7 protein-coding genes are annotated in these 16,209 nt (G+C 29.9%); 1 reads left to right on the forward strand and 6 read right to left on the reverse strand.

Annotated features, from left to right (window positions below):
• Window positions 1–11: 11 nt before the first annotated feature.
• Window positions 12–6,656: an alpha-2-macroglobulin family protein gene (locus ACWYN7_RS01685; protein ID WP_462858115.1), complete on the reverse strand. Its 6,645-nt coding sequence runs from the start codon at window positions 6,654–6,656 to the stop codon at window positions 12–14.
• A gap of 172 nt (window positions 6,657–6,828) precedes the next feature.
• Between ACWYN7_RS01685 and ACWYN7_RS01690 the strand changes: the two genes are divergently transcribed.
• Window positions 6,829–8,181: a UDP-N-acetylmuramate--L-alanine ligase gene (locus tag ACWYN7_RS01690; protein ID WP_462858117.1), complete on the forward strand. Its 1,353-nt coding sequence runs from the start codon at window positions 6,829–6,831 to the stop codon at window positions 8,179–8,181.
• A 171-nt stretch (window positions 8,182–8,352) separates the two neighbouring features.
• Here the strand turns inward: ACWYN7_RS01690 and ACWYN7_RS01695 are convergent, their stop codons facing one another.
• The 5 genes from ACWYN7_RS01695 to trkA form a co-directional block, all read right to left on the reverse strand.
• A complete protein-coding gene (locus ACWYN7_RS01695) occupies window positions 8,353–9,480 on the reverse strand; it encodes a phosphoenolpyruvate carboxykinase (ATP) (protein ID WP_462858118.1) in 1,128 nt (375 codons plus the stop codon).
• 95 nt (window positions 9,481–9,575) lie between these two features.
• Entirely contained in the window at window positions 9,576–9,746 is a 171-nt protein-coding gene (locus ACWYN7_RS01700; protein WP_462858119.1) for a hypothetical protein, read from the reverse strand.
• Window positions 9,747–9,774: 28 nt separating this feature from the next.
• Window positions 9,775–13,101: a lamin tail domain-containing protein gene (locus ACWYN7_RS01705; protein WP_462858120.1), complete on the reverse strand. Its 3,327-nt coding sequence runs from the start codon at window positions 13,099–13,101 to the stop codon at window positions 9,775–9,777.
• A gap of 201 nt (window positions 13,102–13,302) precedes the next feature.
• Window positions 13,303–14,802 (reverse strand): TrkH family potassium uptake protein, encoded by a 1,500-nt coding sequence (locus ACWYN7_RS01710; protein WP_462858121.1) that lies wholly within the window; start codon window positions 14,800–14,802, stop codon window positions 13,303–13,305.
• Window positions 14,803–14,804: 2 nt separating this feature from the next.
• On the reverse strand, window positions 14,805–16,151 hold the full coding sequence (trkA, locus tag ACWYN7_RS01715) for a Trk system potassium transporter TrkA (RefSeq protein WP_462858122.1): 1,347 nt from the start codon (window positions 16,149–16,151) through the stop codon (window positions 14,805–14,807).
• Window positions 16,152–16,209 lie beyond the last annotated feature (58 nt).

A 16,209-nucleotide genomic window follows, 5' to 3' on the forward strand; every position in this document is an offset into this window, starting at 1 on the left:
ATCGATAAAATTTATTCCTTAATGTTTATACGAATTCCTTCTGAATGACTGCTAAATTCTGGAGCATACATAGATTGAATGGTAGAAATTCCGTTACTAAAATTACCAGCGTTATTTACTCTAACATCATACTCAAAAACATAAACACCTTTAGGTAATTTATCGAAAAAGAAATTGGTAGCAGCATCTTTTGTGCTTTGGTAATATCCTAAATTGTCTTGCCATTTGTATTTAGAAAGTACGTTAATAGGTTCTACACCAGAAGCTCTCATGTCTTTTAAATGAATAAATTCCATGGTTCTGTCTGCTTGAATTTCGATTCTTACTGTAATTAAATCGCCAACTTTTAAAGTTGTTTTTTCGGTGATTTCTTTAAGTTCTTTTCCTGTATCAGAATTTACTTTTAAGAATAATTTTTTCTTTAATTTTAAAGGAGTTTCTGCGGATGTAATTTTGTCTAAATCTTCAAAATACTGCCAATACAAACCACCCCAAGTTATGCCATTTTCTTTTTTACTGATGGTAACAGTTGCCATTTCTGGTTGAATTTCACTTCCATTCCAAGAAGTTTTAAAATAACCAGTTCCAGCTTCAATTTTTACATCATCCAACTTTGTTGGGGTTATTTTTCGATTTCCGATTTTTACATCTACTAGTTCAGTACTAGAAATAAAGTTACTGCCATTTAAAAGTAAGGCATAAACAGCTTCTGTTGTTGCTTTTGTGGTTTTCCATCTGTTAGTTTGTTTGTTTTTTAGCAACCAAATTTTTAAATTATCAATAGTTTTTTCATCATTTTCTATTTCAGAAAAGGTTTCTATTAATAAAGCTTGTGTTTCAATTGGAGCCTGATAATAGTAATAACCACTTGTATTGTTTTTCCAATACATCCCTAATTCATCAGAAATAATAGCATTTTCTTTTAAAGACCTTACAATTTTACGAGCGGCAATTTGATTATCACTTCTAAATAAAGTTAGCGCAATTTGTCCTTTGGCATATAAATTATAGTCTTTCCAAAATTCTGTTGCCTGATTTTTGTAATAATCAACAGCCATTTTTAGGTTTTCATCCATAGAAATATCAGCATAAAAACTACGCATATATAAATATTGAATTGTAAAATAGCTTAGGTTGTTTTTCTCTAAAAAAGAGGTATATACTTTATCACCTTTCTTTTTTGTTTTTGCGTTTTGTTTTGTTTTTTCTGCCTTTTCTAATAATTTTTGATATTGTTCTAAAATTTCATCATCTAAAAAACGAACAGATTTTTCAATCATTTTTTGGGTTGATGTAGTAAAATCTATAACACCTAATTTTTGTAAATGACCAAAACCAGTGGCAATATGTTGTGTTATAAAATTACTTTCGTAAGTAGCTCCTTTAAACCAAGGAAACCCTCCAGAATTCATCTGAATATCTTCTAGTTTGCGATTTGCTTTTTCTTGTTCGTTTTTCATTTTATTTAAATCGAACAACAAAGCAATGCGTTTCTTTTGCTCGGTTTCTGATTGTGCATCTCTTAACCAAGGTGTTTCTTGAATAATCAGTGATTTTAATTCTTGATTTTTTTCTAAGTTAGATAAAAGTGCATCCGAAGATTTCCAGGCATTAAAAACTTCTTGAATTTTTGGATTTGAATTTGCCACAAAACTAGCCAATGTATTTGCATAGTACCTTGCAAAAGTTTGTTCTGCACATTCATAAGGATACTCTATTAAATAAGGCAAAGCTTGTATGGCATACCAAACAGGGTTAGAAGTTACCTCTAAAGTTAACTTATGATGCTGTAATGTTGTAGAAGTATTTGTCTTTAATTTATCTAAGGTAAATGTTTTTGTTTGCTTAGAACGCACCCACATAGGAATTGTTTCTGTAACCAGCATTCTGTTCGTTAAAACTGGTAATACATTTTGTTCTCCATCAGAAAAATCGCCAGCTTTTGCAACAATTTTATATTGAATGGCTTGTAAATTTTGGGGTATGTATAAACTCCAAGAAACGTTTGTGTTGCCATCTTTATCAACAGTAAAGTTTTTGTTAGAATTCACATTCCCTAAATCAGTATTTATTTCTTTTCCAGAAATAGCGTCAGTTAAAATCAATTTTGCAAAACCACTTAATTGATTATTGGTTAGGTTTGTAATTTTTGCAGATAAAGTTATGGTATCTTTTTCTCTTAAAAAACGAGGTGCATTTGGTACAACCATTAATTCTTTTTGAGTAATAGTTTGCATTGTTTTTGATGCATATTTTACATCAGTAGTATGTGCTAGTAATTGTAATTTCCAACGAGTTAAAGCTTCTGGCATGGTCAAAGAAAAACTTACTTTACCATTTTTATCCGTTTTTAACTGCGGATAAAAGAATGCTGTTTCTTTAAAGTTTTTACGTGCTTTAACATTGTTTAACGCTTTATCTAATTTTGCTAGCCCTTCTTTTGTGTTGATAATTACAACACCATTTGCAGCTCTAGAACCATAAAGAGCAGTTGCTGAGGCATCTTTTAAAACATTAATTTGTGCAATATCATTGGTATTTAAATCATGATTTTCTACAATAATTCCATCTACAATATACAATGGTGCTTTGTTGTTGTTTAAAGAACTTGCTCCTCTTAAAGTTATATGATCACCATTTTTAGATATTGCAGCACCTGAAGTAAATCCATTTAAAGCAGTAACTTTCTCTGAAATTGTTTCAGTTTCAATATCATCAGCACTAATTACGGAAACAGCCCCAGTTACAGATTTCTTTTTAGTTGAGCCATAACCTATAACCACCACTTCTTCTAAATCTTCTAAATTTTCTGCTAAAGAAACATTTAATGTAGAGAAATTTGCGGTTTTAATTTCTATGGATTCATATCCTAAGTAACTAAAAATTAAAACATCATCTTTTTTAGCAGGTATGCTGTATTCTCCATCAAAATTACTGATAGTTATGTTTTTTGTTCCTTTAATTAAAATGTTTACACCCGCCAAAAGATGGCCTTTTTTATCAGAAACTCTTCCTTTTATAGTACCTGTAAATTCTCCGGATTTAACATAGGTAGATTTTTCTTTTTCTTCTTGAAATTTAAGAGCAATCTTGTTTAAATACTGTTGATTAACCCATCTGTTATTTTTAAAACTAAAGCCAAACCAATTGTAGGTTGTTTTTTTAATTGATGGATATTGATAGTGATTTTTAATATTATTTCTGATATTGAAATAGGAATTTCCAAAACTATGGTATGCACTACTTGTACTGTAAGAATAATATTTACGATGGTTATTAGTTGGGTTAAAGCTCCAATGATGTGTTTTAAATTCATCTAAAGAAGCATCATACATAGAAGCTAAAACTTCTGCAGCAATTGCATCATTTTTGTCATTTTTAATGGTAAAACTCCACGTTTCATCTTGGCCAGGTTGTAATTTATCTCTAAAAATATTGGTACTAATATCAATGTTGTTTTTAAATGGATAAGAAACGTTAATAGGTATAGTACCACTCTTAAAATAGTTGTAATTTACAAAATGATATTTAATTGCAAAACCGCCAATATCTTCTTTGTTTACAGGGATTTGAATTGTTTTGACGTTATTATTTAATTGTATAAATTTTGTGTCTATTATGTTTTGATTTTTTTCAATTTGTACAACTACAGTCATGTTTTTAGAAGCAGAACCAAATTGTACTTCAACATGATCTCCAACTACATAGTTTGATTTAATTTTTTGAATTGTAAATAATTGCTGATCTGAAACTTTATTTTCTGTGGATGAAAAAAGAGTAACAATTTTTTCATCTTTAACATCTTGTCCAAATTTGTCTTTACTTTCTAGAATGATGATGTATTTTCCAGAAACCCAATTTTTCGTGTTGTTTAGAATAATTTCTTTAGAGTTTTCTGTGTTAAAATCCGCAGTAAATACTTGTTTTCCTTTTTGCCAATTTTTAGCATCAGTTTCATCCTTTAAATAAGAATCGTTTGGAAATAAAGTTCTAAACGTATTTTCAGAAATATCTTGATAATCTGGAGCAGGCCAAGGTCTTTTTCTTAAAGGATTTTTAGGAGCTTGTAATTTGTATATTTTAAGTGTTCCTTTTGCTGCAACAAATTCGTCATTTAAATTTTTTGTATCAATTTTTAAAATGGTTTCTTTTTGGTTTTTATCAACTTTACCATCTACAGAAATAGAGGCAATTAAAGAATGATACCCAACTTTTATAATTGAGGTCGCTGATCTACTTTCGCCATTTACATCTGTAACATCAGCCGTAATTTCATAAGAAAAAACAGGCAGACTTTCTTTATCAACAGTTTCATCAGGAATTGCATTAAAAATGATTTCGAATTCTCCTTTTTCATTCGTTATTGTTTCACCATGTATAATTTCTTGAGAACTAGAATTTGAGCTATAATAAGGTCTTCGCCAATAATACCAGCTAGGATATTGCACTTTTCTGTGCACTCTATACACTACTTTTGCATCAGTAATATTAGCGCCAGAAAAAGCTTTTGCAAAACCATGTACAGTAACAGAATCATTAATTTTATAGCTTTTTGTAACCGGTTTAAATTCGGTTTCAAACTTTGGCCTTTTGTATTCTTCTACAGAAATTTGTTTGTAGCTATCTTCAAAATATACATTTTTGCCATCATAAAATTTGCTGTTATATTCAATACTTTCATCTACTTGAATTTCAAATTCACCAGTTAAACCATTGTTAGGTAAAATAAAGTTGCCAGCTACAGAACCAAAATCGTTTAGTTTTAAATTTAAAGTTTTTACTATTTGGTTGTTGGCATCACTTAAGGTTACTTCTACATATTCATTTTTTAAAACTTCAGATGTTGCGCCTTGTTTTTTGATTGCAATTATTTTAAAATGAACGGTTTGTCCTGGTCTGTAAATGCTTCTGTCTGTAAAAATAAATGGTTTAATATTAATTTCTTCATCAAGATCATCTTTCTTGGTAATGTTCTGTCTGCTTAAGTAGAAATTGTTAAAAATGGCAAAATCGGTTTTTGTTTTTACAGAAATTTCAACATTTGGAGCATAATTTTTATTTCTAAAAGAGGCAAATCCGTTTTTATCCGTAGTTAAATTTTTATTGATTTGTCTGCCACTTTTTCTTTGTAAGTTATGAAGATGAATTTGGGCTTTTTCAATCGGTTTTCCTGTATTTCTATCTACTACTTGATAATTGTACTTATCATCAAAAGTATTTTCTACTAAAACTAAATTGGTAATTTGTATTGTTGCTATTCCGTAAATAGCATTCTTATTTAAATTTTCTTTTTCTGATGCTACAATTAAGTACATTCCGTTTTCAAATTTCGGAACAATAACTTCTGTGGTGTGTGTTAAATAATCACCATTATTTCTCAACTTATTTTGCCAAGTTTCAACTTTTTCTAGTTGATTGATAAAAGCAATACGATCTTTAAAGTTTTGAATTCGATTGATTTCTTTTTGTTGGTTTTGGTTGATTTTATAACTCGTAAAAAACAACTTTTCGATATTTTTATAAGTAACTAAAACTCTAGAACTTGTATTTATAGGGATGTATTTTTCTGATTGAATAGAAAGAGATTTAGCCTTAATTTGCTTTTTTAAAACCCTAGATTTTTGTGCGGCAAAGCTATCAGGAAATTTGTTGATAATGGCATTACAAATTTCTAAAGCTTGTGTGTTTTTATTGTTGTTTTTGTAAATTTTTGCAATTTCAAAAGCATACAAACCACTTACTTTTTCGTTAGCAATTTGCTCTTGTGCGTTCTTGAAAGCTTGTAGAATTAAATCACTTTTATTCTTAAAAACGGCATGTTGTTTTATAAAGTTTAAACGTTCTATATCAATATTAACTAAGGCATTTTTATTGTTGGTTTTGATATGAAATGCAAGTAATTTTTGATAGATTTTTAAAGCATTTAATTGAAGCGATAAACTGTCTTTAGAAGCAATTTTTAAGTTTTTAAAAGTATTTACATCACTTAAAAAATTAGGATTATTAATTGTGAACTTATAAGCAGGTCTTGTAATTGAATTTTCGGATGTTTTGTAAAAATTTAATGCGTTGTTGGCTAAAAAATCAAATAGAGTAGGAGTATAGGTTTCTGCGTTTTTTTCGATTTGGAGAATATCAGAAAAAGCTTCTATTTCTATTTTTTGTAGTGCTTTTTCATCACCTAAAGAAGCCTTAAAATAGGCATTAATTTCTTTAAATAAAGTATCTAAATCCCAAGTTCTAAAATCATCTGAATTTATTTTGTTTGTAGTTTTTGTGCGGTTGTAAAATTTATATCTATTTTGATTGTAATACAGCCAATACAAATTTGCTAAAACATTCTCTAAAACATTTTTAGTAGGAAAATTACTATCTGCAATCTGCTCTTTAAAGGTTTTTATTATTTTTAATTGCGCATCTTCTTCTAAAGTTAACGCAAACTTACTTTTGTAAAAAAGAGTTTTTATAATTTGAGGAGAATTGTTGTTTTTTGATGCAATTGCATAAATTTCGTCTACAATTTCTAACGCTGATTTTGGCAAACCTTCTACTTCAAATTTTTCTACCTGCAACCAAAGTTTTTCAAAATTAGTTTGAGCTTTGGAAATTGTGGAAAATAATAGAAGTAGTAAAAGTGTAGTTGTCGTTTTTTTCATAATCTTAGATTTTGTGTTGTAAAACACGTATAAATCATCTAATAAAACAATTTAAAATTAGTTAAGTGCTGTTTTGAACTCGTAAAACTAATTTTTAGTTGAGTTTAGTTCTAAAGATAATTAATATTGAGTAAGCTTTTGTATTTTTACTTTTTAATAATATTTTTTTGACATGAACATTCATTTTATTGCAATTGGAGGTAGTGCAATGCACAATTTAGCAATTGCTTTACACCAAAAAGGATACCAAGTTTTTGGTAGTGATGATACCATACACGATCCATCAAAATCTAGATTAGAAAAATACGGATTATTGCCAAAAGAATTTGGATGGTTTCCTGAAAAAATAACTGCAAATTTAGATGTAATTATTTTAGGAATGCACGCAAAAAAAGACAATCCTGAATTGTTAAAAGCACAAGAATTAGGTCTTAAAATATATTCGTATCCAGAGTTTTTGTTTGAGCAATCTAAAGATAAAACCAGAGTTGTAATTGGGGGTTCTCATGGTAAAACTACCATAACTTCTATGATTTTACACGTGTTAAATTACCATGAAAAAGAGGTAGATTATATGGTTGGTGCACAATTAGAAGGTTTTGAAACCATGGTGCATTTAACAAAAGACAATGAATTTATTGTTTTAGAAGGTGATGAGTATTTGAGTTCGCCAATTGATATGCGACCTAAATTTCATTTGTACAAACCAAATATTGCTTTGTTAAGTGGAATTGCTTGGGATCATATTAATGTTTTTCCAACATTTGAGAATTACAAAGAACAATTTGCAATTTTTACAGATTCTATGGTTAATGGAGGAAGTATGGTTTATAATAGTGAAGATGAAAATGTAGCTGAAATTGTTGAATCATCAGAAAATCATATTAAAAAATATCCTTACCAAACTCCTAAACATTTTATTGAAAACGGAATTACTTATTTAGAAACTGCAGAAGGAAATTTGCCTTTAGAGATTTTTGGCATACATAACTTACAAAATTTAGCAGGTGCAAAATGGATTTGTCAGCATATGGGAATTGATGAAGATGATTTTTATGAAGCAATAGCTAGTTTTTCTGGAGCAAGTAAACGTCTAGAAAAGATTGTTGAAAGTAATACTACTGTAATTTTTAAAGATTTTGCACATAGCCCAAGTAAAGTAGCAGCAACCACCAAAGCAGTAAAAGAGCAATATTCTAAGAGAACAGTTTTAGCTTGTTTAGAATTGCATACCTATTCTAGTTTAAATGCAGAGTTTTTATCTGAATACAAAGGAGCATTAGATTTTGCTGATAAAGCAGTTGTTTTTTATTCGCCACATGCAGTTAAAATTAAACAATTAGACGAAGTTACTAAAGAGCAAATAGCAAACGCTTTTAAAAGAGATGATTTGATTATTTATACAAACCCAGCAGAATTTAAGGAGTTTTTATTCAGTCAAAATTTAGATCAAACAGCGGTTGTATTAATGAGTTCTGGTAATTATGGAGGCTTAGATTTTGATGAGGTTAAGAACTTGATTTAGTTTTTTTTAGGCCGAATTGAATTAATTTTTCATTCAGCCAAACTTTATCAGTTATTCATTTTACTTGAGAATGATTTTTTATAAAATCTACTCTTGCTTTACTAAATAGTTTTATTATTATGTTTTTCTTGGTTAATAGTTAAACATTTTGAAATAAAAAAAAGTGCTTCTTTATAAGTCATTAGAAAATAATTTATGAACAGTGTCTATCATTTCTTTATTGTTAGAATAAGTTAATTGATAACAATTCAATGTAGAAAACCAATCTAAAAAAACTTGAGCATTTTCTGTTTTAGGTGATAGCCAAGAATCTGGGATTAATTGCTGAAATGCATCAATTTTAGAAATTTTTGAGCAATTAAGTTCACTATCTTTTTGATACTTAATAAAAACCAAATCGTTACAAGGCAGATGCGCAAAGAAATCAGTGTTGTTTGGTTTTAGGTACCTGACAACTTTATTTAATCTGATGAAGTTGTATTCTTTACCATCTTTTAATTCAGGATAAATAGGTAACAAAGTTTCTAAACTATTTTTTTTGATGGAGATTGCAGCAGGAAAGCTATATACTTCTTGTTTTTTTACATCAACAGGTACAAAATCATCTGCCAAACAGGTAAAACCATTGGCCTGTAAAAGTGCTAATGAGGTACTTTTTCCATTGCCAGAATCCCCTAAAAAAAGAATTGATTCTTTACCATTACTAACAGCAGATGCATGGAAAACACCTAACCATTCTTTTTCTTCTTTTTGATGAATTCTTTGAATGAATTCCATAGAAAACTTTCCTTGAAAATAATGAACATTTTGAGGACTCCAAGAACCTATATTTGCATTATTTACGAATAAAAAGATGAAGTTATTGTTTATAAAAACTTCAAATTCATTGTCGAAATTATCAGTTTCATCAACTACTAAATGACTAAATTTTGGATGTATTAAAGAGAGTTCAGTTTCACTTAAAAATGAAATTTTAAAAATTATATTATTTACTTTATAATATTTTATAAATTGATATTCTTGTGGTTTTTCAATGTCTCTATGGTCATTAATTATTTTAGTAATATCGTCATTGGTTTGCTCACTTATTTCCTTTTTTAGATTGATAATAAAATCTGCAGCTTTATCTACAGGAACATCTAATTTCTTAGATAATGAAACAGCAATTTCTTTAACCGGAATTCCGTTATTTACTCTTTTTAAAACATCTGCAGTAGTGTTTTCCAGCACTAAATATTCATTACGCTCTTTAAACCAAGTAATGGTTTTATCTTCAATTTTTTTGTATAGTGTTTTCATGAATTACAATATTGATAAAAATACTTATTTTATATGTATATCAAATAAAAAACGCCTCAATTATTGAGGCGTTTTTTTTATTTATTAAATTTTATTTAAAATCCAGTACCAGGATCAGAAGGTGCTGAAAAAGCTTGAGCTTTTTGTGGATTTAAAATCATATAGGTGCCAAGTGCAGTTAGAGCTGCATATTTACCGTAATTACCTATTTTTTTAATAGCTTCTTTACGAGTAATTTCTGGGTTGTTATTTTTATTATTTTTCATAATGTAGTATGTTTTAAAATTATCGTAATTATTCTAAAGTTATTTTTTTATTTAATTTTCCAGTTTCAGTTTCTAATTGAACAATGTATATTCCTTTAGCCAAAGAAGGTAAAGTTATATCTTGAACACCATTTGCTGTAAATGATGAGTTAAATACTTGTTTACCAATAATGTTGTATAATTTAATACTAGCTTTTCCTTCTGATAATCCAACAATTCTTAAATTAGAGTTATTGGTTTTATAGATATTTACATTATTTAAATCTAAACTTTCAATATTTAGAATAGAAGATTTGGTATGTAAGTAAAAACGACCAGTACCATCTAAAGCTACATCAGAAGTAAATTTATATTCACTATTAGCTTCATCTAACCTTGTAAAAGTATTAGTGAAACTATCTTCTAAAAACACTTTAATTCCTGAAGGTAAATTTAAAGCCTCAGCTGTAAACGTAATTTCTTTATTGGCTTCAGCAGTAATACCTATAGGGATAACCATGTTTTCATATTCTGAATTTGGTAAAGATTGTATTTGGTATTTTTTGCCTTCACTATCAGTAACTAGATGAGAATATAAAGCAAAAGTATGTTCTACACCTCCAAATAATTTTCCATCATATCCATTGTCAAAACCTGTAGTTGTACCTTCTATATAATAGATGTTTGCGTATTTACTATTTTTTCCATCGGTTAAGAATAGATGTATTTCAGTTCTATTATTTTTTTGAAATAAGTCAGCTGGTTGGTGAGAAACATCAGCAATGTCAAAAGTTAAATTTGTATCCGCAGCAGCTTCAACAAAAAAACCTTGTCCTGGAGCAATTTCATAAGATGCATGTAAAGCAGATGTTTTGGTGTCGTAATCAGACCCATTCCAGAAGTAAGCTTCGCTATTTTCTAAAACCGTTGATTCTGGGTTGTCAGAAAAGAAATTACCTAGATTTAAATGTGCTGTAAAAGGGTTTCCTACCATATTAAAGCTATTGGATGCACCTTGAGTAATACCTATGGTTTGACTTGTTGTATATACTCCCGTACCAATAAATGAAATTGTTGTTGGGCTAGATACAATAATACCATAACCTTGACTAACATTAAATGTAGTTGCATTACTATTATCAGATTGTAAGTAGCGCCAGTTTCCTGTTGCAGTATCTGAACCTTCAGCATCATTATCTGTATCTAATGAGGTGTTATCGTAAGTACTAATGCCAATATTGTTAGAGTTTAAGCTACTTTTTGGTATTGAATTTGAAATTGACCAATTCAAATCATAAGTTTCGCCTATTACAGGAGATGAGATTAAATACCATTGACCGGCATTGGTTAAGGCTCTTTTATAAATAACTGAACCAGTAACGCTATTTGTTGGAAGTAATGTAGCGCCAGATTCAATAATAATTGAATTTATGCTTATAGCAGTGCCAACTGTAGGATAGTTTGATAATTCAGCAGGAACAATTACATTATCTAAACTAGAAGGTACTTGTTCATCAATCCAATTAGAAGAAGTTGTCCAACTATTATCTGTAGCTCCCGTCCAAGTATTCATAAATACGGTATTATCTGTATTGTCTCTACCTGGTGAGAAAGTTACTGGATTTCCTGAAATTGTTGAATGATCAACAAAAGAGCCTGAGAAATCTTCATTTCGGGCTTCAGCTTCATCGTTATTACCAGAATAGGTTACTTGGGTAACTTGTGTGGTACCATCATTTTTAAGTATAGTTATTGTATCGCCTCCATTATTTAATGCCAACGTACCTGTACTAGCTACTTGTGTTAATGAAGGGATTCCAATTGGAGTACCACCACCAAAAACTACTATTACACCACCAGCTGGTAAAATAGTTCCATTAGAAAATATATGTCTTGTTGTGCCACCACCAGCTGCATCTTGTATAATATAACCACTGATATCTATATTAGTTCCAGAAGCATTATATATTTCTATAAATTCGTCTTGAATAGTACTTGCTATTGAATCTCCATTTGCATCTAAGCCACCAGTGGGAATATCAGCTAATATTTCATTTATTAACAGGCTTGGTAGACCAGTTTCATCGTCTGTTATAGTTAATGTATGTGTAGCTTGAGATATTACTAAACCACTAACAGCGCTTGTTTCTGTAATTGTAAAAATAATAGTTTCATTATCTGTGTCAACATCATCGTTAATATCAATAGTAATATTTTGAGTACTATCTGATGAGAAAGACAAAGATTGTGTGGTATAAGAATAGTCACTTGGTTCTGCTGTACCTCCAGTTATAGCAACGTCTATTTCAATTTGGTTTCCATCGTAGTTTGTAACACTAATAGGAATGTTAGCGCTTGTAAAAGTTGCATCTGTTTCTGTTTCAGAGCTTGTAGCAGCATCAAAACCAATAGAGGGTGGCGTATCGTTATCAATAATCGTAACAGTGTGCGTACTCGTACCTAAATCTGCGGTTCCAGAGCTAACTGTAAAATCTATGATTATTGTTTCATCTTCAAAATCAGCATCATCATTAATGCTTAAAGGAATATTAAGTGTTTCATTTGCAGTAAAAACTAATGGGGTTAAATCAATTGTATAATCTCCTGGTTCTGCTGTACTGCTTCCATTTACAGTTGCAGTAATGGTTACATCAGTATCATAGTTGGTTAATATAATAGGTATACCAGCCGTTGCAAAAGTTACGTCTGTTTCTGTTTCAGAGCTATTGGCTTCGTTAAAAGATACTATTGGGTTAGAAGAAGAAATAATTCCAATAATTTCAATGTGGTCAATTGCTATATCAGTATCACCGTCATCGAGTTTAAATTCTACAAGAATGTCCATTAAAGAGCCAGTACCAGGAATAACATCACTTGTAAATTGGATAAATTCATCAGTAATTTTTGTGCCATTTCCTAAGCCATCAAAGTTTGTGTCTATAGCAGGTTCAGTATTAGTTCCCCCTGTAGCTTCAATATTTAGCACATCAGTAAAGGTTGTGGAGTTGTCAATATCAACAGAAAAATGAACATAATCTGGAGCATCCCAATCTTGATTACTTCCATCATCATCTTCAGCTAAATATACTCTCAATTGAAGAGTTGTATAACCACTTATATTAATATCATCAATAGATAAAGTAACAGGGAGATTAGGCGAAGATGTGATGCCATCTATATCTTGAGCACCGAAGTAATAATTACCTTGAAGATTTGTAAAAGTTGGATTAGGTGTATCAACTCCATATTGGATTCTTCCAAAATAGTCATTAGTTTCATCAATGTCTTCAGATATATTAGTTGTATATCCTCCACTTGATTCGAAATCTAGGGTAAAAATTGTGGTCTGTGCTTTGGCGTTAACAATTACGAACATTGTTAACAGACTGAAAATTGTTATTTTCAGAAAGTTTTTCTCTTTCATATTTTTGTAATTTTTTTATAAAACTACAAAATAAATTAAATTAAAAAAGAATTTTATGCTAAAAAAATGATATTAATTAGTTTTTATAGTTAAATTAATGGATTATCTTTTAGAAATTAACTATTATTAGTCTAATATCGTATATGTTGTTATTTAATTCTTCCTCCAAAAGAAAGGCGTAAAAAGTATTAAAACCGTAAACAATTCTAGCCTACCAATTAGCATTAAAAAAGAGCAAAACCATTTTGCACCAGCAGAAAGGTGTGCAAAACTATCAACAGGACTTACAGAACCTACTGCAGGCCCAATATTACCTAATGAGGATGCAGCTGCACCTAAAGCAGATAAAAAATCTAATCCTAATAGTGTTAATATTACAGAAGAGATTATAAAAATTAACATGTAAATGATAAAAAAGGAAAGTATGTTAAAAACAATGTTTTTGCTTACCGATTTTCCATCATATCGAACAGGAATAATTGCATTTGGGTGCAAGGCTTTTTTAAATTCTAAAAAGCTGTTTTTTAGCATTACAATATGCCTTACTACTTTAACACCACCACTTGTAGAACCCGCAGAACCTCCCGTAAAAAATAAAGCAAAGAAAATTCCGGTTGCAAAGAAACTCCACATGGTAAAATCTGCGGTTACAAAACCAGTTGTGGTAACTACAGAAGTAACCATAAAAAGAGCATGCCTAATGGCACTTTCTGCTTCTCCATATACTTTAGGATGAGCAATGGTGGTTTGTAAGTTTGGATCTTGAAAAAAGTAAATGATAATTACGATGATGGATGACACTCCAATAATTCCGAATAAATAATATTTAAATTCCTCGCTCTGAAAAACTTTTTGAATTTTTCCTTTTAAAGCAAAATAGGTAAGTACAAAGTTGGTACCTGCAACCAACATAAAAAAGATAATAATATATTGTACAAATGGTAAATTGTTATAAAAAGCGACACTATTATTTTTGGTAGAAAAACCACCTGTGCTAACAGTTGCCATTGCATGGTTTATAGCGTCAAACCAGGTCATACCTGCAACTTTTAACAGAAAAAATTGAGCAAATGTTAACACCACATAAATTAAATACAAACGTTTTGCGGTATCTGTAATTCTTGGGTGTAATTTATCTGCAGAGGGTCCTGGAGCCTCTGCTAAAAAAAGCTGCATACCTCCAATCCCTAATAAAGGTAAAATGGCAATGGTAAGTACAATGATTCCCATTCCTCCAATCCAATGTGTGGCAGACCTCCAGAAAAGGATTCCTTTTGGCATGGCTTCAATATCTGTTAAAATGGAAGAACCAGTGGTAGAATACCCAGAAATGGTTTCGAAAAAAGCATCAGAAACATTAGGTATGGCACCAGAAAGTAAATACGGTAACATCCCAGTAATAGAAAGTATTAACCAGCCTAAACTTACAATTAAATAACCTTCTTTTTTCTGAATGTTTTTGTTTTTTGTCTTGTTAAAGAAAAATAAAATGAGACCAAAAAATATAGTAATTACACCCGCATTTAATATTCCCCAGGCTTCATCTTCATCAGAAAAAAAACTAAAAGGAAAAGCGATAAACATAAAAATACCGTTTAGAATGGCTGTTATGCCTAAAAAACGATAAATTATTTTTAAGTTTAAATTTCCCATTCTTATTTAAAAAATCTTTCTACAGTAGATATGGCTTCTGGTAAACAAAACACAATAACTTTATCTCCATCTTGTATTTGCATATCACCAAAAGGCATCAAAGCTTTTCCGTTTCTAATGACTCCGCCAAAAACGGCTTCTCTTGGAAAACGTAAATCTTTAATTTGTTTTTCTGTTACTTTAGCATTAGGTTGTACTTCGTATTCAAAAACTTCTGCATCAATATTATGTAAATTGGCCAATTCTAAAATTTCACCTTTTCTAATATGTTTAAAAATATTACTGGCTGCAATTAGTTTTTTGTTGATGAGCGATTGAATTCCAATAGTTTGTGAAATATCGATATAATCCATATTCTCTACCAAAGCAATTGTTTTTTTAACTCCTTTAGATTTTGCAACCAAACAAGACATAATATTCGTCTCAGAATTACCAGTAACCGCTATAAAAGCATCAGTTTCTCTAATATTTTCTTCTTCTAATAACTCCAAATCTCTACCATCTCCATTAATTACAAGAGTATTGCATAATGTTTCTGCCAAAGATTCTGCTTTTTCTCTATTTTTTTCGATTAACTTTACCTTAAAATTATCTTCACAGAGGTTTCTTGCTGTTTTTTCGCCAATGCTACTACCACCAAGAATCATTACATTTTTAATAAAAAATTGCTTTTTACCAATAATAGGATACAAATCTGCCATACTATAATTGGGTACAGAAAAATATACCTGATCGTCTATTTGATATACAGAATCTCCTCTTGGTATTATTGTTTGCGATACATTTTCTCGTTTTATGGCTATGGTTGTAAAATCTACATTAGAAAATTTCTGATTGGCTTCCATAACAGTTAAATCTACCAAAGGAGATTTGTAAGTTAAAGTTGTACCCATCACATTAAATAACCCGCTTTCAAACTCAACAGTATCGTTAAAAGAAGATTGATTTAGCAGCATTTTAATTTCATTAGCTGCCAATTCTTGTGGTGAAATCATAAAATCTAAACCAAATTTAGAAAAATCGACCTCACATTCATTTAAAAACTCCGGATTATCTATTCTGGCAATTGTTTTTTTAACCCCTAAAGATTTACCAATTACAGAAATTGTAAAATTGGTGTTTTGGCTGTCTGTAACTGCAATTAATAAATCTGCAGAAGCAATACCAACTTCTTTTAATAATTTAATTGATGTGGCATCACCTTTTTTTGTGATAACATCTAAATGATTATTAAGGTAATCTAACTTATCACCATCAAAATCGATAATGTAAGTATCTTGAGATTCGTAAGAGAGCAGCTTGGCTAAATGAAAACCAACATCTCCAGCACCAGCAATAATAATCTTCATATCAAAAAAATATAGTATGCAAAGATATGAAGAGTTTTACTTGAAATACAAATTATTA

It is taken from the genome of Polaribacter sp. M10 (assembly GCF_054968445.1).

Coding starts and splice junctions, on each gene's coding strand:
- ACWYN7_RS01695 (WP_462858118.1), bottom strand. CDS start 9,480: ATGAAAACACTATACAAAAAAATTGAAGATAAAACCATTACTTGGTTT.
- ACWYN7_RS01700 (WP_462858119.1), bottom strand. CDS start 9,746: ATGAAAAATAATAAAAATAACAACCCAGAAATTACTCGTAAAGAAGCT.
- ACWYN7_RS01710 (WP_462858121.1), bottom strand. CDS start 14,802: ATGGGAAATTTAAACTTAAAAATAATTTATCGTTTTTTAGGCATAACA.
- trkA (WP_462858122.1), bottom strand. CDS start 16,151: ATGAAGATTATTATTGCTGGTGCTGGAGATGTTGGTTTTCATTTAGCC.
- ACWYN7_RS01685 (WP_462858115.1), bottom strand. CDS start 6,656: ATGAAAAAAACGACAACTACACTTTTACTACTTCTATTATTTTCCACA.
- ACWYN7_RS01705 (WP_462858120.1), bottom strand. CDS start 13,101: ATGTTCGTAATTGTTAACGCCAAAGCACAGACCACAATTTTTACCCTA.
- ACWYN7_RS01690 (WP_462858117.1), top strand. CDS start 6,829: ATGAACATTCATTTTATTGCAATTGGAGGTAGTGCAATGCACAATTTA.